The 22,717-nt window shown below is 67.1% G+C and carries 18 protein-coding genes and 2 tRNA genes; 6 read left to right on the forward strand and 14 right to left on the reverse strand.

Annotated features, from left to right (window positions below; all coding sequences use genetic code 11):
- Positions 1-16: 16 nt before the first annotated feature.
- The 3 genes from ACWGQ2_RS04985 to ACWGQ2_RS04995 all read right to left on the reverse strand — a co-directional run bounded on the left by ACWGQ2_RS04985 (position 17) and on the right by ACWGQ2_RS04995 (position 4,165).
- Positions 17-1,501 (reverse strand): aldehyde dehydrogenase family protein, encoded by a 1,485-nt coding sequence (locus ACWGQ2_RS04985; RefSeq protein ID WP_452014912.1) that lies wholly within the window; start codon positions 1,499-1,501, stop codon positions 17-19.
- A gap of 27 nt (positions 1,502-1,528) precedes the next feature.
- Entirely contained in the window at positions 1,529-2,719 is a 1,191-nt protein-coding gene (locus ACWGQ2_RS04990; RefSeq protein WP_452014914.1) for an acyl-CoA dehydrogenase family protein, read from the reverse strand.
- A 66-nt stretch (positions 2,720-2,785) separates the two neighbouring features.
- On the reverse strand, positions 2,786-4,165 hold the full coding sequence (locus tag ACWGQ2_RS04995; protein ID WP_452014916.1) for an aminotransferase class III-fold pyridoxal phosphate-dependent enzyme: 1,380 nt from the start codon (positions 4,163-4,165) through the stop codon (positions 2,786-2,788).
- Between the two features lie 81 nt (positions 4,166-4,246).
- On the opposite strand from ACWGQ2_RS04995, the gene ACWGQ2_RS05000 reads away from it, so the two are divergent.
- A complete protein-coding gene (locus ACWGQ2_RS05000; protein ID WP_452014918.1) occupies positions 4,247-5,755 on the forward strand; it encodes a PucR family transcriptional regulator in 1,509 nt (502 codons plus the stop codon).
- Here ACWGQ2_RS05000 and ACWGQ2_RS05005 read toward each other — a convergent pair.
- The 5 genes from ACWGQ2_RS05005 to ACWGQ2_RS05025 form a co-directional block, all read right to left on the reverse strand.
- Positions 5,740-6,942: a CaiB/BaiF CoA transferase family protein gene (locus ACWGQ2_RS05005; RefSeq protein WP_452015358.1), complete on the reverse strand. Its 1,203-nt coding sequence runs from the start codon at positions 6,940-6,942 to the stop codon at positions 5,740-5,742. The two genes, ACWGQ2_RS05000 and ACWGQ2_RS05005, sit on opposite strands and share 16 nt — an antisense overlap.
- 212 nt (positions 6,943-7,154) lie before the next feature.
- On the reverse strand, positions 7,155-7,721 hold the full coding sequence (locus tag ACWGQ2_RS05010; RefSeq protein WP_452014920.1) for a type 1 glutamine amidotransferase domain-containing protein: 567 nt from the start codon (positions 7,719-7,721) through the stop codon (positions 7,155-7,157).
- 91 nt (positions 7,722-7,812) lie between these two features.
- Entirely contained in the window at positions 7,813-9,711 is a 1,899-nt protein-coding gene (locus ACWGQ2_RS05015; RefSeq protein WP_452014922.1) for an AAA family ATPase, read from the reverse strand.
- A 231-nt stretch (positions 9,712-9,942) separates the two neighbouring features.
- Positions 9,943-10,016 (reverse strand) — tRNA-Met (locus ACWGQ2_RS05020).
- Between the two features lie 73 nt (positions 10,017-10,089).
- A tRNA-Thr gene (locus ACWGQ2_RS05025) sits at positions 10,090-10,161 on the reverse strand.
- Between the two features lie 234 nt (positions 10,162-10,395).
- On the opposite strand from ACWGQ2_RS05025, the gene ACWGQ2_RS05030 reads away from it, so the two are divergent.
- Together ACWGQ2_RS05030 and ACWGQ2_RS05035 are read left to right on the forward strand one after the other, a co-directional pair.
- The gene (locus ACWGQ2_RS05030) at positions 10,396-11,784 is read left to right on the forward strand and encodes a protein kinase domain-containing protein (protein ID WP_452014924.1); all 1,389 of its coding nucleotides are present in this window, start codon (positions 10,396-10,398) and stop codon (positions 11,782-11,784) included.
- Between the two features lie 46 nt (positions 11,785-11,830).
- Positions 11,831-12,115: a PLDc N-terminal domain-containing protein gene (locus tag ACWGQ2_RS05035; RefSeq protein ID WP_452014926.1), complete on the forward strand. Its 285-nt coding sequence runs from the start codon at positions 11,831-11,833 to the stop codon at positions 12,113-12,115.
- Positions 12,116-12,164: 49 nt separating this feature from the next.
- Here the strand turns inward: ACWGQ2_RS05035 and ACWGQ2_RS05040 are convergent, their stop codons facing one another.
- The 3 genes from ACWGQ2_RS05040 to ACWGQ2_RS05050 form a co-directional block, all read right to left on the reverse strand.
- Complete coding sequence (locus ACWGQ2_RS05040; protein ID WP_452014929.1) at positions 12,165-14,093, reverse strand: DEAD/DEAH box helicase; 1,929 nt, start codon at positions 14,091-14,093, stop codon at positions 12,165-12,167.
- A gap of 317 nt (positions 14,094-14,410) precedes the next feature.
- Positions 14,411-15,064, reverse strand: coding sequence for an MOSC domain-containing protein (locus ACWGQ2_RS05045; RefSeq protein ID WP_452014931.1), 654 nt, complete (start codon positions 15,062-15,064; stop codon positions 14,411-14,413).
- 10 nt (positions 15,065-15,074) lie between these two features.
- Positions 15,075-16,361, reverse strand: a complete 1,287-nt coding sequence (locus ACWGQ2_RS05050) for a glycosyltransferase 87 family protein (protein WP_452014933.1) — start codon at positions 16,359-16,361, stop codon at positions 15,075-15,077.
- A 243-nt stretch (positions 16,362-16,604) separates the two neighbouring features.
- Here ACWGQ2_RS05050 and ACWGQ2_RS05055 point away from each other — a divergent pair, with 243 nt between their 5' ends.
- Positions 16,605-17,021, forward strand: a complete 417-nt coding sequence (locus tag ACWGQ2_RS05055) for a hypothetical protein (protein ID WP_452014935.1) — start codon at positions 16,605-16,607, stop codon at positions 17,019-17,021.
- An 11-nt stretch (positions 17,022-17,032) separates the two neighbouring features.
- Here ACWGQ2_RS05055 and ACWGQ2_RS05060 read toward each other — a convergent pair whose 3' ends face one another.
- Together ACWGQ2_RS05060 and ACWGQ2_RS05065 are read right to left on the reverse strand one after the other, a co-directional pair.
- Positions 17,033-18,181 carry a cystathionine gamma-synthase gene (locus ACWGQ2_RS05060; protein WP_452014937.1) on the reverse strand — a complete coding sequence of 383 codons (1,149 nt, stop codon included), beginning with the start codon at positions 18,179-18,181 and terminating at the stop codon, positions 17,033-17,035.
- A 57-nt stretch (positions 18,182-18,238) separates the two neighbouring features.
- A complete protein-coding gene (locus ACWGQ2_RS05065) occupies positions 18,239-19,609 on the reverse strand; it encodes a cystathionine beta-synthase (protein WP_452014939.1) in 1,371 nt (456 codons plus the stop codon).
- A gap of 123 nt (positions 19,610-19,732) precedes the next feature.
- Here ACWGQ2_RS05065 and ACWGQ2_RS05070 point away from each other — a divergent pair, with 123 nt between their 5' ends.
- A complete protein-coding gene (locus tag ACWGQ2_RS05070) occupies positions 19,733-20,686 on the forward strand; it encodes a DNA-3-methyladenine glycosylase family protein (protein WP_452014941.1) in 954 nt (317 codons plus the stop codon).
- A 39-nt stretch (positions 20,687-20,725) separates the two neighbouring features.
- Positions 20,726-21,004, forward strand: a complete 279-nt coding sequence (locus ACWGQ2_RS05075; RefSeq protein ID WP_452014943.1) for a putative quinol monooxygenase — start codon at positions 20,726-20,728, stop codon at positions 21,002-21,004.
- Between the two features lie 42 nt (positions 21,005-21,046).
- On the opposite strand, the gene amt is transcribed toward ACWGQ2_RS05075, so the two are convergent.
- A complete protein-coding gene (gene amt / locus ACWGQ2_RS05080; protein WP_452014945.1) occupies positions 21,047-22,636 on the reverse strand; it encodes an ammonium transporter in 1,590 nt (529 codons plus the stop codon).
- Between the last annotated feature and the right edge of the window lie 81 nt (positions 22,637-22,717).

Genomic DNA, 22,717 nt, shown 5'->3' on the forward strand with positions numbered 1-22,717 from the left:
CTTACGTGGGAGCAGCCTAGGCGGGAGTGCCTCCGCGCAGGTAGACGGTGGTGGTGTGGGTGAAGAATTCTCTAGCAGCCTGGCCCTGTTCCTTGGGCCCGTAGCCGGATTTCCGGGCTCCGCCGAACGGAACATGCGGATCGGCGCCGGCTGATTCTGAATTCACGTGCAGGATGCCGACGTCGATGCCCTCCACGGCGTCGAGGACGCGGGTAACGTCCTGGGTGAAGACGGCGGCGGAGAGGCCATACTCTCCCTGGCCTGCCCATTCGAAGGCCTGGTCCGCGCTGGAGGCCCGGCGGACGGCCAGCACCGGACCGAAGAACTCCTCGGTCCAGCCCGGGTTGGACTCCGCGGCGTCCGCGTCGGAGGGCAGCTCCAGGACCGCCGGCGGAACGAACGCCGACTCAGCCCCGGCGCCGTCGGGCATTCCGCCCTGGAACAGCAGGCGGGCACCGCCGGCGAGGGCAGCATCAATTCCCGCGCGCACGTCCCGGGCAGCGGCAGCGGACACCAGCGGCCCCATCTGCACTGACGCCTCTGTGGGGTCTCCCGTGTTCCAGTCTCCGAGCCGGGCGGTGAGGCGGGCCAGGAAGTCCCCGGCCACGGACTCCTCCACGATCAGCCGCGAGGTTGCCGTGCACTTCTGGCCGGTGGACCGGAAGGCGCCGAACAACACCTGCTCGGCGGCCAGGTCTAGGTCAGCGCCGGCCAGCACAACAGCGGCGTTTTTACCGCCCATTTCGGCCTGGACCGGGACGCCCCGGGCGGCACCGGCGGCGGCGAGGCTCCGGCCGACTCCGGTGGAGCCGGTGAAAGTCAGTCCGTCCAGCAGCGGGTGTTCCACTATGGCCGTGCCCAGCTTGCCGGGCCCCATCACCAGGTTCAGGACGCCCTTGGGCAGTCCGGCTTCGTCCAGGGCTTCCGCCAGGCGCTGTGCCAGAAGTGGTACGGCGCTGGCCGGTTTCCAGACCACGGTGTTGCCGTAGACCAGCGCCGGGGCGATCTTCCACGCCGGAATCGCGATGGGGAAGTTAAAGGGCGTGACGACGCCGACCACGCCCAGCGGCTTGCGGACCACCAGGATCTGCTCCCCTCGCCGGGGTGAAGAGAACATCTCTCCGGCAGCACGGTCCCCCTCATTGCCGTAGTAGCGCAGGATCTGCGCAGCGCGGGCCACCTCTCCCCTGCCCTCGGCGAGGGTCTTGCCCTCCTCCCGGGCAAGCTCCAGGCCCAGCCCATCCGCTGCCGCCTCCAGCCGTGCCGCTGCGCGGAGCAGGACGGCGCCGCGCTCGTGCATGGGCGCAGCCGCCCAGGCGCGGGCAGCATCTGCTGCAGCTTCGACGGCCCGTTCCAGCTGCTCCGGCGAGGCCTGCGCTCCGGCGGCCACCGTTTCTGCGGGCCGGGCGGGGTTGGAGGAGACGAGCTCTGCGCCGCCGCCGTCTTCCCATTTGCCGGCGATGAACTGCCGCAGTTCGGCGGCGGGGGTATTGCTGGCCAAGGGTTTCTCCTTAGTTCTGCGGGCCGGTTAGCGGAAGGCGGGAACGCCGGTGAGGTGCTGGCCGAGGATGAGGGTATGGACTTCGTCCGTACCCTCATAGGTGCGCACCGATTCGAGGTTGTTGGCGTGGCGCAGCGGTGAGTAGTCCAGGGTGATGCCGTTCCCGCCCAGGATGGTCCTGGCTTCGCGGGCAATGGCGATTGCTTCCCGGACGTTGTTCAGCTTGCCGACCGAGATCTGGTGGTGCGCCAGCGCGCCGGCATCCTTGAGCCTGCCCAGGTGCAGGGCCAGCAGGAATCCCTTGTTGATTTCCAGTGCCATGTCCACGAGTTTCTGCTGGGTGAGCTGGTATCCGGCGAGCGGCTTGTCGAACTGCAGCCGTTCCTTGGAGTAGGCCAGCGCCGCTTCGAAGGAGTCCCGGGCAGCACCCATCGAGCCCCAGATGATTCCGTAGCGCGCTTCGTTGAGGCAGGAGAACGGGCCGCGCAGGCCGCGGGCATCGGGCAGGACGGCGTCGGCGGGCAGCCGCACGTCGGTCAGCTCGATTTCGCACTGGACACTGGCCCGCATGGACAGCTTGGGCTCGATCGTCACGGCTGCGTACCCGGCGGTGTCCGTCGGCACCACAAACCCGCGGATGCCGTCGTCCGTCTGTGCCCAGATCACAGCCACCGAAGCGACATTGGCCAGACCGATCCAGCGTTTGGTGCCGTTCAGGACCCAGTCCTCGCCATCCCGTCGGGCGAACGTCTTCATGGCCGAGGGATCGGAACCTGCGGTGGGCTCGGTGAGGCCAAAGCAGCCAATTTCTTCACCGCGGGCCATGCCGGGCAGCCACCGGGTCTTCTGTTCCTCGGAGCCCCATTTGGAGATGGCGCTCATGGCCAGGGACCCCTGAACGGAGACGAAGGTCCGCAGCCCTGAATCCCCCGCTTCAAGCTCTGCTCCGGCCAGCCCGTATTCCACCGCGGAACGGCCGCCGCAGCCGTAGCCGTGCAGGTGCATTCCCAGCAGCCCCAGCCTGCCCATTTCCGGAACGATCTCCAGCGGGAAATGTGCGGCTTCGAACCAGCCGGCGATGTTGGGCCGGATTGCTTCGTCCACAAAGCTGCGGACCTTCGCACGCAGTGCCAGTTCCTCGCTGCTGAGCAGGGAATCGAAGCTGATCAGGTCCGAGGGGTCCAGGGCCTGGGTGGCCGGGGTTGCTGTGGTGCTCATGGGGTTCTTCTCTTTCGAACTGCCGGCGGTGGCCGGCGGGGTTTGGGCGGGAATGCTGGGAGGTATTTAGGCCTCGGCCGTGCCGGAGGTTTCCAGGATTGCTGTGCGCAGCACCTGGAGCCCGTCCCGCAGCAGCTCCGGTCCGATGACCAGCGGTGGCAGCAGGCGGATGACGTTGCCGTAGGTGCCGCAGGTCAGAGTCAGGACTCCCTGGGCGTGGCAGGCGGCAGAGATGGCCTGGGCCAGATCAGGACGCGGTTCGAGGCTGCCGGGGTCGGCGAAATCGAGGGCGAGCATCGCTCCCCTGCCGCGGAACTGCGCCATGGCTGGAACACTTTCGGCCAGGGGTTCCAGAACGTCCCGGGCGGTGTCTTCGATGGCCCGGGCGTTAGCCAGAAGGCGGCCGTCCTCAAACTCCTCGAACACGGCGAGCGCGGCTTCACAGGCCAGCGGGTTGCCTGCGTAGGTTCCGCCCAGGCCGCCGGTGTGCACGGCGTTCATCAGTTCCGCCCGGCCGGTGACGGCGGAGAGCGGAAGGCCGCCGGCCAGAGCCTTGGCACTGAGTGTGATGTCTCCGGCTACGCCTTCGTATTCGCTGGCGAACAGCGCTCCGGTGCGTCCCATGCCGGCCTGGATTTCGTCCATGACGAGGACAATGCCGTATTTGTCCGCCAGCGCGCGCAGTCCCTGCAGGAAGCCCGGGGCGGGAACCACAAAGCCTCCTTCGCCCTGGATGGGTTCGATCACCATGGCGGCAAAGGTTTCCGGGCCGTGCTCGGCGAGCAGTTCCTCAACTCCTGCCAGCGCAGCCTCGGCGGCTCCGGCTCCCGGCTGTGCTTCCCGCGCCGGACGCAGCGGATTGGCTGAGGGTGCGCGCTTCACCTGTTCCGGCAGCGGACCGAAGTTGAGCCGGTAGGGGTTCTCCTTGGCCGTCATCGCCATGGTGAGCAGGCTGCGGCCGTGGTAGGCCTCGTCGAACACCAGGATGTTGGGGCGGCCGGTAGCGGCGCGGGCAATCTTGACGGCGTTTTCCACGGCTTCGGCGCCGGTAGAGAACAGGGCCGTGCGCTTCTGGAAGTCCCCGGGGGTGTGTTCGTTCAGCCAGCGGCAGACCTGGGTGAAGGAATCGTATTCAGTGACCATAAAGCAGGTGTGGGTGAACTTTTCGAGCTGCGCCGCAACCCGCTCCCGGACCCGGGCATTCGCCGCACCGACACTTGTCACTGCAATTCCGGAGGCGAAATCAATGAGACGGTTCCCGTCCACGTCCTGGAGGATTCCGCCGTCGGCCCGTTCTATGAAGACCGGCAGTGCGGTGCCGAATCCGGAACTCACCTGGTCCTGCCGCTGCGCGTGCAGCTGGCGGGAACGCGGGCCTGGAACCGTGGTTTCGAGGTGTCGGGACTGCGCCAGTGTGGTTTCGCCGGCGGGAGCGGTTGAAGTCATGAGCACACGCTACGGACGGGTGCGACATGCGTCATTGAGCATTCCGGCCAGATTTAGCCCGGATACCGGATGATTTATCCCATGGTTTCCCTTTCTGAGCTCTGCGCCGTCCTTGGAGCGCATCTGGTTCCCGTCAAAGGACGCTCCCTGCCGGCCCGTGAACTGACCGGCGTCCATGTCTCGGAACTTGTGGATCCCACCCCCTATCTCGACGGCGGGGAGCTGCTGCTGACCACGGGTATGCCGCTGGGAGGCAATCCCGCAGCGACCCGGCAGTACGTTGAGCGCCTCCGCTCCCGGGGCGTCCACGCGCTTGGCATCGGGCTGGGGCCCTGGCTCGCCGAAGTGCCGGAGTACCTCTCCGCTGCCTGCGACGAAGCGCAGATCCATCTGCTCGCCGTGCCTGACGGCGTTCCCTTCCAGAACGTCTCCCGGTCCTACTGGGGACTCTCAGCCCGCAGCGGCCAGGCGGAGCTGCTGGGCAGTTTAGGAACCCAGACGTCGCTGGCGCAGGCTGCCATGCGGCCCGGAGGTGCCGCAGCCGTCATCCGCGGCCTCGCCCAGGCTCTGGGCGGCTGGGCCGCCTTCCTTCCGTCCTCCGGAACGGAACCCGTGCGCTACTGGCCGGAGAGCACGGGTGCCCTGCTGCCGCTGCTTCGAGAAGAGACGATCCGGCTTAACCGGGCCGGCACCCATTCGGCCGCGACATTCGAGCTGCACGGCCAGCCGGTAGTTGAGTACCCCATTGCTGCCGGCGGCAAAATTCACGGATTCCTGGCCGTGGGTCCGGGACGCAAGCTCGCTGCCCCGGACCGGCAGGTCATCATGACCGTCTGCACCCTTCTGGCGCTGAAGGCACGCCAGCGCGAAGCTGCTTCCGGTGCAGCCGCCGTACTGGAGGGCGCGGTTGCCAAGCTGGTGCTCCACGGCCATACCGAAGCCGCGCGGATTCTGGCCGAAGACGCCGGCCATCCCGAGCTGCCGCGCCGCGTCCGGGTGCTGGCACTGGCGGCAGGTGAGGGCGCCGGTCCGGGGCCGGGAACCGGGGCGGAGGATCTGCTGGGGGCAGCGCAGGCCCTGAAACCGGCGCCCGGGGTTCCACCGCTTCCAGAGGACCTGACCGGGTGCTCGCTGCGCCACGAGCGCGACGGCGTGCTGTACGTCCTTCTGCCCGCGGAAGACCGCCCGGAGCGGGAATCCCGGACCCCGGCGGCAGAGATCCCGGAGCTGTCCGGCGCCGTCAGTGATCCGGTCAGCCTGACAGAGGTGCCCGCCGTGCTGCCCGGGCTGCGCCGGGCCCTGGCCCAGGCTGCGGCCGGCACCCTCGCCGGAACGGCCGGCCCTGCCCACGCTGCTGCAGAGGCCTGGGTACGGACGCTCTTGGCGTACCCCCGGGCCGATCTGGCCGGAACGGTCACTGAGTATCTGCGTCACCGCGGCCACTGGGAGAACGCGTCCCGGGCATTGGGGGTGCACCGGAACTCCCTGCGCCACCGCATTGCGCTGGCGTCCTCCCTGCTGGGTGTGGATCTGGATGACCCGGATGTTTTCGCGCCGCTGTGGCTGGAGCTGCGTCAGCGCGAAAGGTAGTCCTCCGGTTCCGGCACGGCGGCAGGTTCCCGGAGCCAGTTCAGGATCTCTTCGGTGTGCTGTCCCAGCTTCGGCGGGGCTTCGGCCCGCGGAGCCAGCGCAGGCTCCCACTGGGCGGGGTGGCGGATCTGCTGACCTGCCGCGGCGCCGTCGGCATCCCGGACCTCAAGCACCGGGTTCAGGCCCAGGGATTCCGCGAAGGCGATGCCCTCATCGATGCCGGATACCTTGCCGGCCGGGATCCCGGCACGGCTCAGGCGTTCCTGCCAGTGCGCCGCCGGTGCCGCTGCCAGGCAGCGCTCAAGCAGCGGGATCAGCGTCTCGCGGTGCTGCACGCGCGCACTGTTGGTTGCGAACCGCTCATCAGCTGCCAGTTCCGGGGTGTTCAGTTCCCGGGCCAGCCGGGCGAACTGAGCGTCATTGCCGCACGCCACGGCCAGAGGTACGTCAGCGCAGGCCAGCAGCTGGTACGGGACGATCGAGGGGTGGGCGTTGCCCATGGGGCCCGGCACCACACCGGCGCCAAGGTAGGCCTGCGCCTGGTTCGCCAGCGCACCCTGAAGGCTGGAGAGCAGGTTCAGCTTCAGATGGCTGCCGCGGCCGGTTGTCCGGCGGGCCTGCAGGGCCGCCAGGACGGCGATGGCGGTGTCCTTGGCCGTCAGCACGTCCACCAGGGCAACTCCGGCCTTCAGCGGGGTTCCGCCTTCCTCGCCGGTGATGCTCATCAGGCCGCCGAGGGCCTGCACCACAAAATCGTAACCGGGCAGCTCGCGTCCTCCGCGGTCCCCGAAACCGGAAATGGAGGCGTACACCAGTCCCGGGTTGGCGGCGCTCAGTTCCGTGTACCCCAGCCCCAGCCGGTCCATTCCGCCGGGTTTGAAGTTTTCCACCAGTACGTCGGCCCGCAGCGCCAGTTCGCGGGCTAGCTGCCTGCCCTCTTCATCACCCAGGTCCAGGCAGGCAGATTCCTTGTTCCGGTTCACGGACTCAAAGTAGGTTGCGCCGGTGGCGGACCAGGGCGGGCCCCAGCTGCGCGTGTCATCCCCGCTTCCCGGTCGTTCAACTTTGATCACCCGTGCACCAAGGTCCGCCAGGGTCATGGTGCACAGCGGTCCGGCCAGCACCCGGGAGAAATCGGCCACCAGGATTCCTTCAAGCGGACGCTGCCCCGACGGTTCGTTCTCAATGCTGGTCACTGCGGCACTCCCCTGTTCCCTGCCCGGGGTTTCCGCGGGCAGCGGTGTGGACGGTTTCCACCACCCTAGGTACTTGAGGGGAAAACGGACTTGGACGTCTCATCCAATCCGCTGGTCAACCCGCACACCGTACCGGCAGGGCCCGGACAGCACTCCGCCCCGGATGCCGTGGGCATCCGGGGCGGAGTGAAAGCGGGGAAACGTCAGGCGTGCTGGCCCGCGTGCTGCCCCTCGGAGATCTCTTCAACGACCTTGGCGTTGAACGCGTCCAGGTCATCCGGGGTACGGCTCGTGACCAGTCCCTGGTCCACCACCACTTCCTCGTCGCTCCAGTTGGCACCGGCGTTGCGCAGGTCGGTGGCGAGGGTATGGAAGGACGTAACGTCCCGGCCCTTCACTACTTCTGCGTCGATCAGCAGCCACGGTCCGTGGCAGATCGCTGCCACCGGCTTGCCCGCTTCGAAGAAGTCCCGGGCGAAGCGCTGGGCGTCCTTGTTCACGCGCAGGTAATCTGCGTTGACGACGCCGCCGGGCAGGACAAGTGCATCGAAGTCCGCAGCGTTGGCATCCGCTACGTCCAGGTCAACGGTGAACGTGTCTGCCTTGTCCACCCCGTTGAAGCCCTGCAGGGTGCCGCTGGCCGGTGAAACCAGGACCGGCGATCCGCCGGCTTCCTGAACTGCCTTCCAGGGGCTGGTGAGTTCGATCTGCTCCACGCCGTCCGTGAGCAGGAAAGCGACCTTCTTGCCGGAAATATCATGTGCTGACATTTTGCCTCCGTTCGTGGTCTGGCGGTCCGGTCTGAACCGCCGCTGCCTTCTACCCTAGGAAAAAGTGGGGATACTAAGCAAGCTGATCTTCCTACAGGCCTCCGGCAACCGCCGCTGCTGCCTTCAGCCAGGCACGCTGCGTGGCAGGCCGCAGCGAGGCATAACGGATCTGGCCCTTCACCAGTGCTGGGTCGTAGGGAATGGTCACTGCAGCACGCGCCAGCACCTTGAAGGCTTCGGCCACCCTGCGGGCCTGCGCTTCGGTGCCGTTGCGGTCAGCCTGGGACACAATGACGACGGCGCCGCGCGCCAGTTCGGCGTACCGGCCGCCGCGTTCCTGCAGCGCCTCCAGCAGCAGGGCACCAGCCTCTGCGTGCTCTTCCACCGTGGTGGTAGCGATGACCAGCTGGTCGGTGTGGTCAATCATCCGCAGCCAGCGCTCGGCGCTTTCGTCATTGCCCGAATCAACGATGTTCAGGCGGAAGTACTTCGAAGCCACCGCGTGGAGGGCATCAAAGTCTGCCCGGGTGACTTTCTGCTCGGATGCGAGCACATTCGGGTTGGAACGCAGAACGTCGTATTTGTCGTCCGTTTGGTGGTGCACGAACTTAGCCAGCATGGCCGACTGCGCTGCCGGAGAGAGCAGCAGGCCGGTTTCCGGGAGCAGGTCCATGACCGTTGCGTCGTGCTGGGCCTGCTCGGTACGCCAGCCAAGGGTCCCGCGGGTCTCATTGTTGTCCCAAGCCAGGACTGGCCCGCCGCCGTTGCGGGCAAAAATGGCAGCGAGCATCACGGTGGTGGGAGTCTTGTTCGCCCCGCCCTTGCCGTTGACCACGGAGATGGTCCGCGGGCCCGGCCAGTGCTGGCTGACCGTGCGGGTGTCCTGGCGTTCGTCGAGCTCGCGGGCCGAGGGCGAGATCCGGATGCCCAGCGAGGCGAGGAACCCCCGAAAACCGCGGGTTGCGGGGATCTTGGCTGTCTGGGTATCCAGGAAGGTTGCCCGGCGGACGTCGTTGGGTTCACCGCGGACCGCCAGACGGGTACGTTCCCGCAGATCTGAGGGCATCAGGACAGCGTCCAGCGGCAGCCCGTCAGGCTGACCAGCCTGCTGTGCCGGCTCACGGGTATCTGCAGGACCTTCCACCTCACTAGATTCAGCCCCCTGTCCGGGTTCCTTTGCCGGCCGAGCCGTTTCGGTTTCGATATCCGCTTCATTTCCCTCAGCCGCGGCGGTGTCCGCGGAAGTATCGCCGGCTTCCTGCGCAGAGCCGGCAGGCGGTGCCACGGGCAATTCAGGCAGCACAACAGCGCGCCGCTGTCCGTCGCCGGCGTGCTCCGACCCTTCCTCCGGCGCGGGAATGGCCCCGGTCCGGGGTTCTGGCCCGGCTTCAGGGTCGGCCGGATCGGGTTCAGCTGCGGCCACCGCTTCGGGTTCCGCTGCGGCCACCGCTTCGGGTTCCGCTGCGGGTTCTGCGCCGGCAGCGGTTTCCCGCTCAGCTTCGGCGTCCGGCTCAGGTTCAGGTTCGGGTTCGGCTTCGGCTTCGGGTTTGGCTTCGGCTTCGGCTTCGGCTTCGGCTTCGGGCGCAGTTTGGAGGTCCGCATCCGTCCCGGGCTCAGCCCGGCCGGACGTCGCTGCATCCTGATGCTCACCGGGCTCTTCAGGAACATCGCCGTGAACGGGTTCCTGCTCGATCAGCAGGACGGGCGGCTCGGGAACGCCGGCGCTTCCGGCGGCAGCGGATCCAGTGCCCCAGGAACGCAGCTCTGCCCGTGCCCGGCGGCGGGTCAGCGGCTGCTCATAATCGGCAGCGGCCTGCCCTGCCGGCTCCGCCGTCCCAGCCCCGGGGGCCGCCGCCTGCGGTGCCGCGGGCTCGGGACGCTCACGCACGCTGTCAGTGCCTACTCCGGGCCCTTCTGAGTTCTGTGCTGCCCGGCGGGCACGCCGGCTTGGCAGGGCCTGCTCGGCAGCGGCAGGGGTGTTCTCTGTCATCGGGTCTGCATCTTTCGTTCCGTGCTCGGGCGATTGACTTAGGACGGCGCTCTAGATGTGATCCTACAAGCCACCCCGTCCGGCCCGGGTGGCTGGGTGCGTGTCACCCGGGCGCGTTCCCGGGCGCGGTCCTGCGGCAGCGGAGGTGCCCGGCGTTCTCCGCGGCCCGGCACCGGACCCCGAAAAACAGAAAACCCCCGGAATCTCAACGATCCCGGGGGTTTTGCTCTGTAGCGGTGGGGAGGCTCGATCTCCCGACCTCACGATTATGAGTCGTGCGCTCTAACCAACTGAGCTACACCGCCATAAATGAGTCAAGCCCGCGTGCTTCGCCTAGTGTTGAACAACAGGCTTACAAACGCGGACCCTCCCATTGAGAGCCCCGACCGGGAATCGATCCCGGGACCTCCATCTTACCAAGATGGCGCTCTACCACTGAGCTATCGGGGCATCGCCCCTCACCGGGGCAACGACATAAGACTCTACCAGTACTTTCTCCGCATCACGAAATCGGGCCGGGCCGATTTGGCCTTCTGTGACCGAAGACACTGTCTTCGCAGGTCAGCGGCCCGTCTTGCCGCCTTCGGAGCAACCCCGAACGTAGAATAAGACACAGGAAACAACAGGGTTTCCTCACCGCCGTTTCCCCCGCCGGCAGGATCAGATTCTTACAGGAGTGCGCGGATGCCTAGGCAAATGGGTCCAGGAACGGTTGTGGGCGGCAGGTACCGCCTGCAGGAGCGGATCGGCACCGGTTCCATGGGATCGGTGCACCGCGCTCTGGATGAACTCCTGGGCCGGGAAGTGGCCGTGAAACTGATTGCATCCCTCGCCCGCACGGAAGAAGAACGCAGCCGGAACGAGGCCGAGGCCAAGGTCCTCTCCCAGCTCAACCACCACAGCCTGATCACGCTGTTCGACGCCGGCACGGAGGTCTCGCCGTCGGGCACCTCCATCGTGTGGCTGGCCATGGAGCTGGTCCAGGGCTCGGACCTGAGCCGCCGGCTGGCCAAGGGGACGCTGCCCCCGCGCCAGGTTGCGTACCTGGCTTATGATCTGGCAATCGGTCTGGACTACATGCACCGCGGCGGCATTGTGCACCGGGACATCAAGCCCGCCAACATCCTGCTCTTTGACTACCGCGAAGACGAGACCAGGCTGCGCGCCAAACTGACCGACTTCGGCGTCGCGCAGATGGCCGGGGATCCCAACCCGCAGGGTGACGAATTCACTGGAACTGCCGGCTTCATGAGCCCGGAGCAGGTGCGGTCCGAACCCGCTGGTCCGCCCAGCGACGTGTACTCCCTGGGGCTGGTGCTGCTGCGCTGCCTCACCGGCGAACGCGCCTTCCCGGGCATGGCGGTGGAAAGCGCCCTCGCACGCCTGTTCCGCGCCCCGGAGATTCCCGAATCCCTGGGACCGGAGTGGGTGGCAATCCTGAAGGCCATGACGGCACTGGATCCGGCTGACCGGCCCTCCGCCCACGAAGTCTCCGAGGTCATGCAGGATCTCACCAGGGCCGGGCGCGGACGGCGCAGCATCGCATCGGACCCGGAGCGTATCCGCGCTGCTGAGGAACTGGGCGCTTCGGGGGAAGCGGAAGCGGATCCGGTGCTGGATAGAATCACTGCCCTTACCGCGCGGCTGCTGGGCGTTCCCGTAGCCGCAGTTTCAATAGTGGGCGCGGACCGGGTCTGGACCATGTCCGGCAGCGGCACAGAGCGCGGTTCAGCGGACTCGGTTGACTCGCTCTGCCCGGTTACCGTGCGCGAGGACATCGCGTTCATTGTTGATGACGTGCAGCATGACCCGCGCACCGCCGAAGACCCGCTGGTGGCAGCCTCACCTGGTTTTGGCTTTTATGCCGGAGTGCCCCTGCACAACGCGGGAGGCCTGGCCCTTGGCACCCTGTGCATCATGGACCGCCGTGCCCGCAGCCTCACGGGGGAACAGGAGGCCACGCTCAGGGACCTCGCCGAGCTGGCGGCAGACGTGCTGCAGCTGCGGCGTGATGTCAGGGACGCCAGGCAAGCCGCTGATTCCCTCAGCGGCGAACCTGCTGTGGCAGACTGACTCGAAACCGCGCCGAGAGGCGGCGCCGTTTGCTGAGGAGGACCGCGTGGATCAAGGCGTCAACCCGATAATGCCCTTCTGGTGGGAGTTCGTGGTTACCGCCATGGGAGCCGTCATCCTGGCGCTGACCGTCGCTGCCGTTATTTCCCTGGCCCGGCAGAAACACCTGGCACCGGGCATAAAGCTCCTGTGCCTGCTGGGAGTCCTTGGCTTCCCTGCCCTGGGACCGGCCCTATGGTTCGTCCACCTGTACCGTGTCCGTCGAAGCCGCCCTGCACATCCGACAGAGGCTGTCCGGATGGCTGCCAGCCGGGGAGCAAACCGGCGTTAAACGCAGATTGGGTGCCCCCTTCCGGGGACACCCAATCTGTCAGGAACTCTTAGTCGCGGAAACGCGGCTTGCGCGCACCGGCACCGGCACCGGCCGGCTTGCTGAAGCTGCGGTCGCCGTCGAACTTCTTCTTGTACGGGCGGTCCGAACCGCGGTCACCGAAGGACCGCTCGCCGTCGCGCTTCTTGAAGTCCTTCTTGAAGCCGCGGTCAGCGCGGTCGTAGGAGCCGCCTTCGCGGGACGGGCGGCGTCCCTTGTCCAGTTCCAGGTGGATCAGCTCTCCGCCGATCCGGGTGCGGGACAGGGCACGCAGCTGGTCCTTGGAAAGGTCAGCGGGCAGTTCCACGAGGGTGTGGTCGGCGCGGATATCGATGCCGCCGATCTGCGAGGAGGACAGGCCGCCCTCGTTCGCAATGGCACCGACGATCGAGCCGGGCATAACACGCTGGCGGCGGCCGACGGCGATGCGGTACGTCGCGTTGCCTTCGGTCAGCGGGCGCGTCGGGCCGCGGGAGCCGAAGCCGTCGTTGCGGCCTTCGGAACGCTCGCGCTGGCGGGCCGGTGCCTGCGGAATTTCTTCCATCAGCAGCGGGCGTCCGCCCTGGGCCATAACGGCCAGTGCAGCGGCGATTTCTTCGGCGGGAACGTCGTTCTCGGCGATGTACTTGGTGACCAGGTCACGGAAGACGGAGAGGTCTTCGGTGTTCCGGGTCTCGGTAATGCGCTCCGAGAACTTGGCCAGGCGCTTGGCGTTGACAACGTCAACACCGGGCAACTGCATGTGCTCGACGGGCTGGCGGGTGGCCTTCTCGATGGCGCGCAGCAGGTACTTCTCCCGCGGGGTCATAAAGAGGATGGCGTCGCCGCTGCGTCCTGCACGGCCGGTGCGGCCAATGCGGTGCACATAGGACTCGGTGTCGTGCGGGATGTCGTAGTTGAAGACGTGGCTGATGCGCTCAACGTCCAGGCCGCGGGCGGCGACGTCGGTGGCGACCAGGATGTCGATCTTGCCGTCGCGCAGTGCCTCGACGGTGCGCTCGCGCTGCTGCTGCGGGATGTCACCGTTGATGGCGGCGGCCTTGTAGCCGCGGGACTTCAGCTTGTCTGCGAGGTCCTCGGTGGCCATCTTGGTGCGCACGAAGGCGATGACGCCGTCGAAGTCCTCGGTCTCGAGGATGCGGCTCATGGCGTCAAGCTTGTGCGGGCCCATGACCTGCACGTACCGCTGGCGGGTGTTCACGCCGGTGGTGGTCTTGGACTTGACGGTGATTTCAGCCGGGTTGTTCAGGTACTTCTTGGCGATCTTGCGGATCGCGCCCGGCATGGTGGCGGAGAAGAGGGCAACTTGCTTCTCATCCGGCGTGCTGGAGAGGATCTGCTCAACGTCTTCAGCGAAGCCCATGCGCAGCATTTCGTCAGCTTCGTCAAGGACGAGGTACTGCAGGTTGGACAGGTCCAGCGAACCCTTGGAGATGTGGTCGATCACGCGGCCCGGGGTGCCAACTACAACCTGTGCACCGCGGCGCAGGCCGGCGAGCTGGGGGCCGTAGGGGGAACCGCCGTAGACGGGCAGCACGGTGAAGTCGTCCATGTGCACGGCGTAGGAGGTGAAGGCCTCTGCTACCTGCAGGGCAAGTTCACGGGTCGGGGCCAGGACCAGGATCTGGGTGTCCTTGGTGGGTCCGTTGACCTCGGCGATCTCAGCCATGCGGGAGAGCGCGGGAACAGCGAAGGCTGCGGTCTTGCCGGTGCCGGTCTGGGCCAGGCCCACGACGTCTCTGCCTTCGAGCAGAACGGGGATGGTGGCTGCCTGGATGGGCGACGGGGTCTTGTAGCCGACGTCGGTCAGTGCAGCGAGGATGCGTGCATCCAGGTTGAAATCGGAGAACAGCACCTGTGCTTCTTCAGCTTCTTCAGCGGCGGCGGTGTTTTCTTCGAGAATTTCTTGGGTGTTCTCAGGCAAGGGGATATTCCTCATCAGTGGGGCCGGGCAGCCGGTTCTGGCGGCTGCGAGTACATAAGTCCGGGCACTGTTGCAATCCCAGGCAGGACTCTCCGTCACAGCTGTGGGCCAGTATCACTGGGTTGCGACCGCGGCTCGGTGTGACGATTTCTTTGCCGGCGCTCCCAGGAGATGAATCTGCCCGCATGTTTCATGCGGGCCCCAACACAACGTACCTGCAATGGACTCAAGTCCGCAGGGAAATCAGGGAATACCGGAGTGGGGGATTACTCAAGTGTACGGCATAAGAGCCGCTTGCCTGCAGATTCGGGCAGTGAGGTCCGGCACACGGCCTAAACGGGGTCCGTCACAGCGGGCTGCCGCCGCAGCACCTTACGGATTTCCGGTGACAGGTACATCCCTGCAGAACCCGCGTCTGACAAGCGGGAATGCTGCTCCGGAGAGAGCCCTTTGAACACGTCTGCCACGGTGACGCCGTGTTCCGGCCGGGAAACTATTTCCACGCTGTCTCCGGCCTGGATCGAGCCTCGGGACACAACGCGCAGGTAGGTTCCCAGCCGTCCAGCCGCTGCGAACCGCGCCACCCACCGCGGCTGGCCCATGTACTGCGCGAAGTTGCGGCAGGGTGTGCGCGGGCAGGTCACTTCCAGCACCACGTCCGCACCGATCCGCCACCGCTCCCCCACCACCGCGTGTGAGGCATCGATGCCCGCCACACGGAGGTTCTCACCGAAACGGCCCGGTTCCACCGGCTCGCCCAGCTCTGCAGCCCAGTAGTCCGCATCCTCCTGCGAATAGGCATAGACAGCCTTGGATTCGCCTCCGTGGTGCCTGCGGTCCGCCTGTATGTCGCCGGTGAGTCCCAGGGCGTAAACCTTGACGGGCCCCTCGACTGCCCGCTTGTCGATCGCGCTGACGCCAACCGCATCGGAGGTGGGCCGCAGGGCATGCACACGGCAGATAGCCAGCAGGGATCCGGAAGTCATGGGCAACAGTCTAGGTCCGGGGCACGCGGATATCGCGGGACACCTGTGCGGCGCGCCACCAGCGCCGTGGCCGGCCGGGCCAGAGCAGCACCAGGAACCAGAGGAGCATCCCCGCACCGCAGAACACCCCCGCACTGGCGGCCATCAGCCAAAACTCCGATGTCTGGGAGTCCAGGTTCTGCGCTCCGAGCAGACCCCCTATGCCCTTGGGCGTGAGGTAGAAGGCCACCGTTGTGGCTGCCAGCAGGATCCAGCCGGCCAGCCGCAGCACGCGCCGTTCCCTCGGCAGCCGCAGCACTGCGGCGGCAACAAGCGGCAGGAAGAGGGCAACCCAGACCCAGTGGTGGGACCAGGAGACCGGTGAGACCAGAAGCATCAGCAGGGCAGCGGCGCCGAGGCCAAGCAGGTCTGCGCCGGCCAGGGAGGCAAGCCGGATGACAACGCCGGCGGCGCCCACGGCCGCCACGGACAGCAGCAGCCACGGAAGCGTTACATCCGCGTCCGGTCCGGCGAAGTGCAGCAGTGCACCGCGCAGGGACAGGTTGTCCACGTAGCCGCCCCCGCCAACCCGCGAGGTGTCAGGCAAAAGCTCACCCCAGTAGATCTTCGATTCCCGCGGCAGGATCAGGAACCCGAGCCCGAAGGTCGCCAGGAACCCGAAAGCCATGTTCCGCAGCCCCTGCCAGTCACCACGGACCAGGAAGTAGAAGGCAAACGCCAGCGGGGTCAGTTTCAAACCCGCGGCCACCCCGGTTAGCAGCCCCCGCGGCCACTGTGCGTTCCGGTTCAGGAAGTCGAACAGAATCAGGGCGAACAGGATGATGTTGATCTGTCCCAGTGCCAGGGTGTCCCGCCAGGGGCCCAGCGCGGCAACCAGTCCAAAGGCAACCAGGGCCGCGGGCCGAAGCCAGAACCCCCGCAGCACGGCACGGATACTTCCGGCGCCGCTGAAGTGCGCAACCAGCCACAGTGCCGTCAGCGCAGTCAGGGCCAGGGAGATGCCGAAGAAAATGTTGAAGCCGATGACGTCCCCGAAGGGTGCCATGACGGCGAACAGCAGGGCAGCGGCGGGCGGGTAGGTGAACATGAGCGCCGGATTGGGCGGGTTCGGGATCCCCACCGAGTACAGCTCACCGCTGGCTTTCAGGACAGTCTGGCCTCCGGCACTGTAGACCCGGAAGTCGATGCCGTCCCGCGGCGCCAGGGTGAGTGCCAGAGCCAGCAGTCCGGCGCAGACCACGGCCGCGCCCAGTACCAGGGCGGCACCCGCGGCCTGTGAACGCAGTCCCTGCGCCATCTGCTTCCCTCCTGCGCCGCTGCCGGTCGGCAAGCGGGCGAGCGAGCCACACTCTACCCGCCGGCTATGGCGCAGATGGCTGAAGTCGTGAATTTTGACGCTGATCTGCCCGGATTCGGCGGCGGGTTACATCCGGGACACCCCCACCGGCGGCCGGCACCCTGCAGCCGCTACCGTTGTCAGTGAACGGGAATCCCGCCCACCTTCCAGCGGCGGCGGGAACCACAACAAGGAGAACCAGCTTTGAGTAAGACACATCCCCGGCCTCCGATGCCCGGAACCATGCGGCTGGCCGCGGCAGCGTGGCTGGTGGCCGCCGTCGTCCTGGTCCTGGCCGGCGGTTCATTCCTGTTCACGGCGCAGACCCAGCGCCAGGATTCCCAGGGTCTGCTCACGCTGGGCATCCTGGGCATTGCCCTGGGTGCCCTCACAGCCTTCTACGCCCTGCGGCTGGGCGCAGGAAAGCGGAGCAGCCGCGAAACACTGACCACACTGGGACTGATCGCCGGCGTGCCGCTGCTGTTCCGCGGCCCGTCGCTTATGGCACTGGGCGCGCTGCTGCTTGCCTGCGCCGTGCTGCTGTGGCTGCCGCAGAGCACCCGTTTCTACAACCAGACTGACCCCAAGGTCCGGCGGCGCCGCCTGACGGGGCGCCGCTGAACCACTTCGGGTTAGAGCTGCTTCAGCGCCTGGTCCAGATCGGCGATGAGGTCCTCAAGGTCCTCGATGCCCACGGAAAGACGCAGCAGGTTCTCCGGCACGGCCAGTTCAGTGCCCTTGACGGAGGCGTGGGTCATTTCCGAGGGGTAGTTCATCAAAGACTCCACCCCGCCCAGGGACTCGGCGAGCGTAAAGACCTTCGTTGACTCTGCAACCTTGCGGGCGGCGGCTTCCCCGCCCTTGAAGCTGACCGAGACCATACCGCCGAAGTCCTTCATCTGGGCCTTGGCAAGGTCATGGCCGGGGTGGTCTTCCAGCCCCGGGTAAAGCACCGACTCAACAGCCGGCTGATCCTGCAGCCAGCGGGCCACCGCCATCGCGTTGGAGGAGTGCCGGTCCATGCGCACTCCCAGGGTCTTGAGTCCGCGGGTGGTCAGCCAGGCTTCCATCGGCGCCGAAACGGCGCCGGCGGCGTACTGGATGAATCCGATCTTCTCCGCCGCGGCGTCGTCGTTCAGGATCACTGCCCCGCCCACGGCGTCCGAGTGCCCGCCGATGTACTTGGTGGTTGAATGCACCACGATGTCCGCGCCGAAGGCCAGCGGCTGCTGCAGGTACGGGGACGCGAAGGTGTTGTCCACCACCAGGAGGGCACCGGCGTCGTGCGCTGCCTGCGCCACTGCGGCGATGTCCGAAATCTTCATCATCGGGTTCGACGGCGTTTCCAGCCACACGATCTTGGTGTTCCCGGCCGCGATGGCCGTTTCCAGGGCCGCGGTGTCGGACATGTCCACGGCGGCGTTGGTGATGCCCCAGGCCGAGAGCACCCGGTTGATCAGGCGGTAGGTTCCGCCGTATGCGTCGTTGCCCAGGACAATGTGGTCTCCGGGTGCCAGCAGGGCACGGATCAGGGCGTCCTCAGCGGCCAGGCCGGAGCTGAAGGAGAACGCGTGGCGTCCGCCTTCCAGAGCGGCGAGCTGAAGCTGCAGCGAATCCCGCGTGGGGTTCGTGCCGCGGCCGTACTCGTAGCCGTTGCGCAGTCCGCCAATCCCGTCCTGGGCGTAGGTGGTGCTCTGGTACAGCGGCGGGATCACGGCGCCGGTGGTCGGGTCCGGGGTCTGCCCGGCGTGGATGGCGCGGGTGTTGAAGCCTTCAGTCATTGTTTTTCCTCCTGTGCCGGCTGAGCGGCGGTCGGGGTTAGTCTCTGCGGGCCGGGCCTACGCGCTGAGGTAGGAGAGCAGATCGCGGCGGGTGAGGATGCCGTGCCAGGTTCCACCGGAGGCGACCAGCAGGGTGTCTGCGTCCGCCAGGCGTTCCATGGCGGCGGAGACGGTTTCACCGGCACCGATCTGCGGCAGTTTGTCCGAGAGGTGGTCGCTGACCGGGTCGCCGGGCTTGGCTTCGCCGCGGAAGAGCTTTTCGGTCAGTGAGCGCTCGTCCACTGAACCGTGGACTTCGCCGAGCACGGCGGGCGGTTCGTGGACAAGCACCGGAAGGCTGCTGCCGTGGCGGGCCAGCAGTTCCACGGCCTCCAGCACGGTGGCGGTCTTGGGCACGAAGGGTGCTGCCTCCCCGCCGCGGGCTGCCAGTACATCCGCTACGGTGGCGTCCTGCTCCGTGTCGGCCAGGAAACCGTGGGACTTCATCCAGCCGTCGTTGAAGATCTTGCCAATGTAGCCGCGGCCGCTGTCCGGCAGCAGGACCACCACGACGTCGTCGGGGCCCAGGTCCTTGGCGGCGCGCAGCGCGGCCACTACGGCCATGCCGGAGGAGCCGCCCACCAGCAGTCCTTCTTCGCGGGCCAGGCGGCGGGTCATGGCAAAGGATTCGGCATCGTTGACGGCAATGACCTCGTCGGGAACCGAGGGGTCGTAGTTGCCGGGCCACATGTCCTCGCCCACGCCCTCAACGAAATACGGACGTCCGGTGCCGCCGGAGTACACAGATCCGTCGGGGTCTGCGGCGATGATCTTTACCGGTCCGGAGGCGCGGTCTGCAGAGACTTCCTTCAGGTAGCGTCCGGTGCCGGTGATGGTTCCGCCGGTGCCTGCGCCGGCCACGAAGTGGGTGAGCAAGCCGTCGGTGTCGTTCCAGATTTCGGGTCCGGTGGACTCGTAGTGGCTGGCCGGGGCGGCCGGGTTGGAGAACTGGTCCGGCTTGTAGGCGCCGTCAATTTCCCGCACCAGGCGGTCGGAGACACCGTAGTAGGACTCGGGGCTTTCGGGAGCGACGGCGGTGGGCGTCACTACTACCTCGGCACCGTAGGCGCGCAGTACGTCGCGCTTTTCCACGCCCACCTTGTCCGGGGTGACGAAGATGCAGTTGTAACCCTTCTGCTGGGCCACCAGGGCCAGGCCGACGCCGGTGTTGCCGCTCGTCGGTTCAACCACCGTGCCGCCCGGGCGGAGTTTGCCATCCGCCTCGGCCGCTTCGATCATTTTCACGGCGATGCGGTCCTTGATGGAACCGCCTGGATTGAGGTACTCCAGCTTCACCAGCACCGTGGCTTGAATGCCTTCAGTGACGTGGTGGAGTTTCACCAGCGGGGTGTTGCCGATCAGGTCCAGGACAGTGTTGGCATACTTCATGGGCACCACGTTACTGGCTGAGCCGCGAAGGAACAGGCCGGGCTGAACACGGCGTAGCAAACTTGCTTACGGCAGCCGTGGTTTTGGGACAGAAGTTCATACCGGACGTGCGAGCATGGTGGCATGTCTTCCGGTTCGGCCTCCAGCCTCGGTGAGTTTGAATTCTCGCGCCCGCTGGAGCTCGCCCGCACCCTGAGAACCGTGGCGCACGGATCCGCTGATCCCACGGTACGGATCCTGCCTGCCGGGGCCTGGCTCGCCTTCCGCACCGGCTCCGGTCCGGCCACCCTGTTCCTTTCCCAGCATGCCGGTGCCCTGCGTTCCCCGGCGCGGGTTTCCGCCCAGGCCTGGGGGCCCGGCGCCGCGGAGGCCGTGGCCTCTGTTCCGGCGCTGCTTGGCGAACACGACGACTGGTCTTCCTTCGACGAACCGGACTTTCTGGCGACCCTCCCGGCCGCGCTGCGGGAAGCCCGGCGGCGCCATCCCGGCCTGCGGCTGCCCACTACCGGAAGAATGCTGCAGACGCTGGTGCCGATTGTGCTGGGACAGAAGGTCACGCAGATGGAAGCCGTGCATGCCTGGCGCTACCTGGTCCAGCGCTTCGGCGAGCCTGCTCCGGGGCCGGTGCCTGCGGGGCTGATGCTTCCCCCTGACGCCGCCGGCTGGCGGAGAGTACCCAGCTGGGAGTGGCACCGCGCCGGTGTTGATTCGCACCGTTCCCGGACCATCCTGCGTGCCTGCGCTTCGGCGTCGGGCCTGGAACGCCTGGCCGGTCTGGCCGCCGGCGAGGCCAGTGCCAAGCTGCAGTCCCTGCCGGGCATTGGGCCGTGGAGCGCTGCGGAAATCCTGCAGCGCACGCACGGCTCCCCCGACCTTGTTGCCGTGGGGGACTTCCACCTGGCCGCGGAGGTAGGGGCGGCGCTCACCGGCAAGCGGACTGACGACGCCGGCATGCTGGCCCTGCTGGAACCCTGGCGCGGGCACCGGCAGCGGGTGGTGCGCCTGATCGGACTGACCGGTTTCCGCAAGCAGGCCTGGGGTCCGCGGCTGGCTCCGCAGGACCACCGCCGGCACTGACTATCCTCAGCGACGGCCGGGTCGCCTAAAGTTGGGTGAATGAGCGCACCCGTAGACCTGACTGCCGTATTTGTTCCCAACCCCGGAGAGTTCTTCCGCGTGAAGCTGGCCCTGGAGATCGCCATCGAGCAGGTCCAGGCCGAGCCGGGCTGCCTCCGGTATGAAATCACCGAGGAATCCGAGGACCGGATTGTCCTGACCGAGCAGTGGGCTTCCGAAGCGGACCTGGCCCGGCACGCAGTAGGCTCCGCCAAGCAGGACCTGGACGAATCCCTGAGCGCCCTGCTGGCCGAGCCGGTAGCACTGCACCGCGGCTGACCTGCCGTACCCGGGCCGCGCGCGGCCCGGACCGGCGGCGGCCTACGGGCTGATTTCCAAACGGTGGATCGAGTCCGGCTCGGCGCCGAAGCGGCGGAGCACGGCGGCAACGGCTTCTTCGTGTTCGTCGTCCACTGACGCGTACACACGCATCCGGTCCTCGAAGTCCAGCTTCCGCACGTCGGAGCGGAACACTTCGGTATGGACCCGTCCGGTGTAAACCGTTGTTTCCATCAGTTCGATGGACCGCGCACCGGCCATCAGCAGCGCATCGCGCAGTCCGTCGATCCGGTCGGTGTTGACGATCGCGCTGATGACGTGGCGGGCGTCCCCCGGCTGTGCAGCGGTTTCGTCCCGCGGTGCCTCGGCGCCGCGGCCGCTGGTGGTGGGATGGGCGGTAACCCCGCTGAGGGAGTAGGCCGCCTGCCCCTGCTGAACCCGGTCCAGGGAATCCTGCTCCGGACCCGGTTCGCGCAGCCCGATCGTCCGGTTGATGAGCGCTGCGGCCAGCCAGCTGAGCACAAAGGAGAAGGCCACCACGCAGACGATCGCCACCGTCTGGTGCCACAGCAGGATCCCGCCTCCCCCGGCAAACAGGCCGTCCGCGCTGACCGCGTTGACCCTGCTGTCCGCGAAGAACCCCAGCATGAACGAACCGATCAGCCCACCCACAAAATGCACGGCGATCACGTCCAGCGCATCGTCATAGCGCAGCAGGTGCTTGAGCCGGACGGCGAAGCAGCAGACGCATCCCGCGATCAGTCCGATCAGCACCGCGGAACCGGTGTTCACATAACCGGCGCACGGGGTGATCGTGGCCAGGCCGGCCACCGCCCCGGACACGGCGCCGACCAGCGTGGAGTGGCCGCTGGTCAGGCGCTCCACAATCAGCCAGGTGAGCATGGCGGAGCCGCCGGCCACGTGGGTGTTTATCAGCGCCTGCGCAGCGATGTCGTTTGCCTGCAGGCCGTCTCCGGCGTTGAATCCGAACCAGCCGAACCACAGGATGCCCGCGCCAACCAGCATCAGGGGCAGGTTGTTGGGCGAGGTCTTGAGGTGTGGCCAGCCCCGGCGCCGTCCCACCACCAGCAGGACTGCCACGGCTGCGGCTCCTGCGGAGGCATGCACCACCAGGCCGCCGGCCCAGTCCTGGGCACCAAGCTGCGTGAGCCACCCCTTGGGATTCCAGAGCCAGCGCGCGACCTGCGGATAGATCACGATCGAAAAGACCACCAGGAACACGGTCCAGCCGGCGAACTTCAGCCGTCCGGCAGTGGCGCCGGTGAGCAGGGCCGGAGTGATGATGGCAAACATCATCTGGTACGCCACGAACGCCAGGGCCGGGATGGTCACACCGGCCGCGACGGTGTGGAACTGCGGAGTGTCCACGTCCAGGAGCGCGAACGCATCGAACTCGCCCAGGACGGAGTTCCCCTGGTTGCTGAAGGCCAGTGTGTAGCCCACCAGCACCCAGGTGAGCGTGATGATGCCCAGCGGGATGATGTTCTGCATCATCATGGTCAGCACGTTCCGCACCGGAACCATGCCGCCGTAGAACAGCGCCAGCCCGGGCGTCATAAACAGCACGAGCCCGGCGCACACCAGGACCCAGGCGGTATCCGCCCCGTTCACTGTGCGGCTCCCGGTCCGTTATCGCCGCGGAGATCAGGTACCGGGTGCGGCGGGGACGAGCCCCGGCGGAGGGATTTGGCC

This window comes from Arthrobacter sp. NPDC055585 (assembly GCF_053619115.1).

Excerpts from the sequence above, each read along its gene's own strand:
- ACWGQ2_RS04990 (WP_452014914.1), bottom strand. The coding sequence starts at position 2,719 with ATGAGCACCACAGCAACCCCGGCCACCCAGGCCCTGGACCCCTCGGAC.
- ACWGQ2_RS04995 (WP_452014916.1), bottom strand. The coding sequence starts at position 4,165 with ATGACTTCAACCGCTCCCGCCGGCGAAACCACACTGGCGCAGTCCCGA.
- ACWGQ2_RS05000 (WP_452014918.1), top strand. The coding sequence starts at position 4,247 with ATGGTTTCCCTTTCTGAGCTCTGCGCCGTCCTTGGAGCGCATCTGGTT.
- ACWGQ2_RS05010 (WP_452014920.1), bottom strand. The coding sequence starts at position 7,721 with ATGTCAGCACATGATATTTCCGGCAAGAAGGTCGCTTTCCTGCTCACG.
- ACWGQ2_RS05015 (WP_452014922.1), bottom strand. The coding sequence starts at position 9,711 with ATGACAGAGAACACCCCTGCCGCTGCCGAGCAGGCCCTGCCAAGCCGG.
- ACWGQ2_RS05030 (WP_452014924.1), top strand. The coding sequence starts at position 10,396 with ATGCCTAGGCAAATGGGTCCAGGAACGGTTGTGGGCGGCAGGTACCGC.
- ACWGQ2_RS05040 (WP_452014929.1), bottom strand. The coding sequence starts at position 14,093 with ATGAGGAATATCCCCTTGCCTGAGAACACCCAAGAAATTCTCGAAGAA.
- ACWGQ2_RS05045 (WP_452014931.1), bottom strand. The coding sequence starts at position 15,064 with ATGACTTCCGGATCCCTGCTGGCTATCTGCCGTGTGCATGCCCTGCGG.
- ACWGQ2_RS05050 (WP_452014933.1), bottom strand. The coding sequence starts at position 16,361 with ATGGCGCAGGGACTGCGTTCACAGGCCGCGGGTGCCGCCCTGGTACTG.
- ACWGQ2_RS05060 (WP_452014937.1), bottom strand. The coding sequence starts at position 18,181 with ATGACTGAAGGCTTCAACACCCGCGCCATCCACGCCGGGCAGACCCCG.
- ACWGQ2_RS05065 (WP_452014939.1), bottom strand. The coding sequence starts at position 19,609 with ATGAAGTATGCCAACACTGTCCTGGACCTGATCGGCAACACCCCGCTG.
- ACWGQ2_RS05070 (WP_452014941.1), top strand. The coding sequence starts at position 19,733 with ATGTCTTCCGGTTCGGCCTCCAGCCTCGGTGAGTTTGAATTCTCGCGC.
- ACWGQ2_RS05075 (WP_452014943.1), top strand. The coding sequence starts at position 20,726 with ATGAGCGCACCCGTAGACCTGACTGCCGTATTTGTTCCCAACCCCGGA.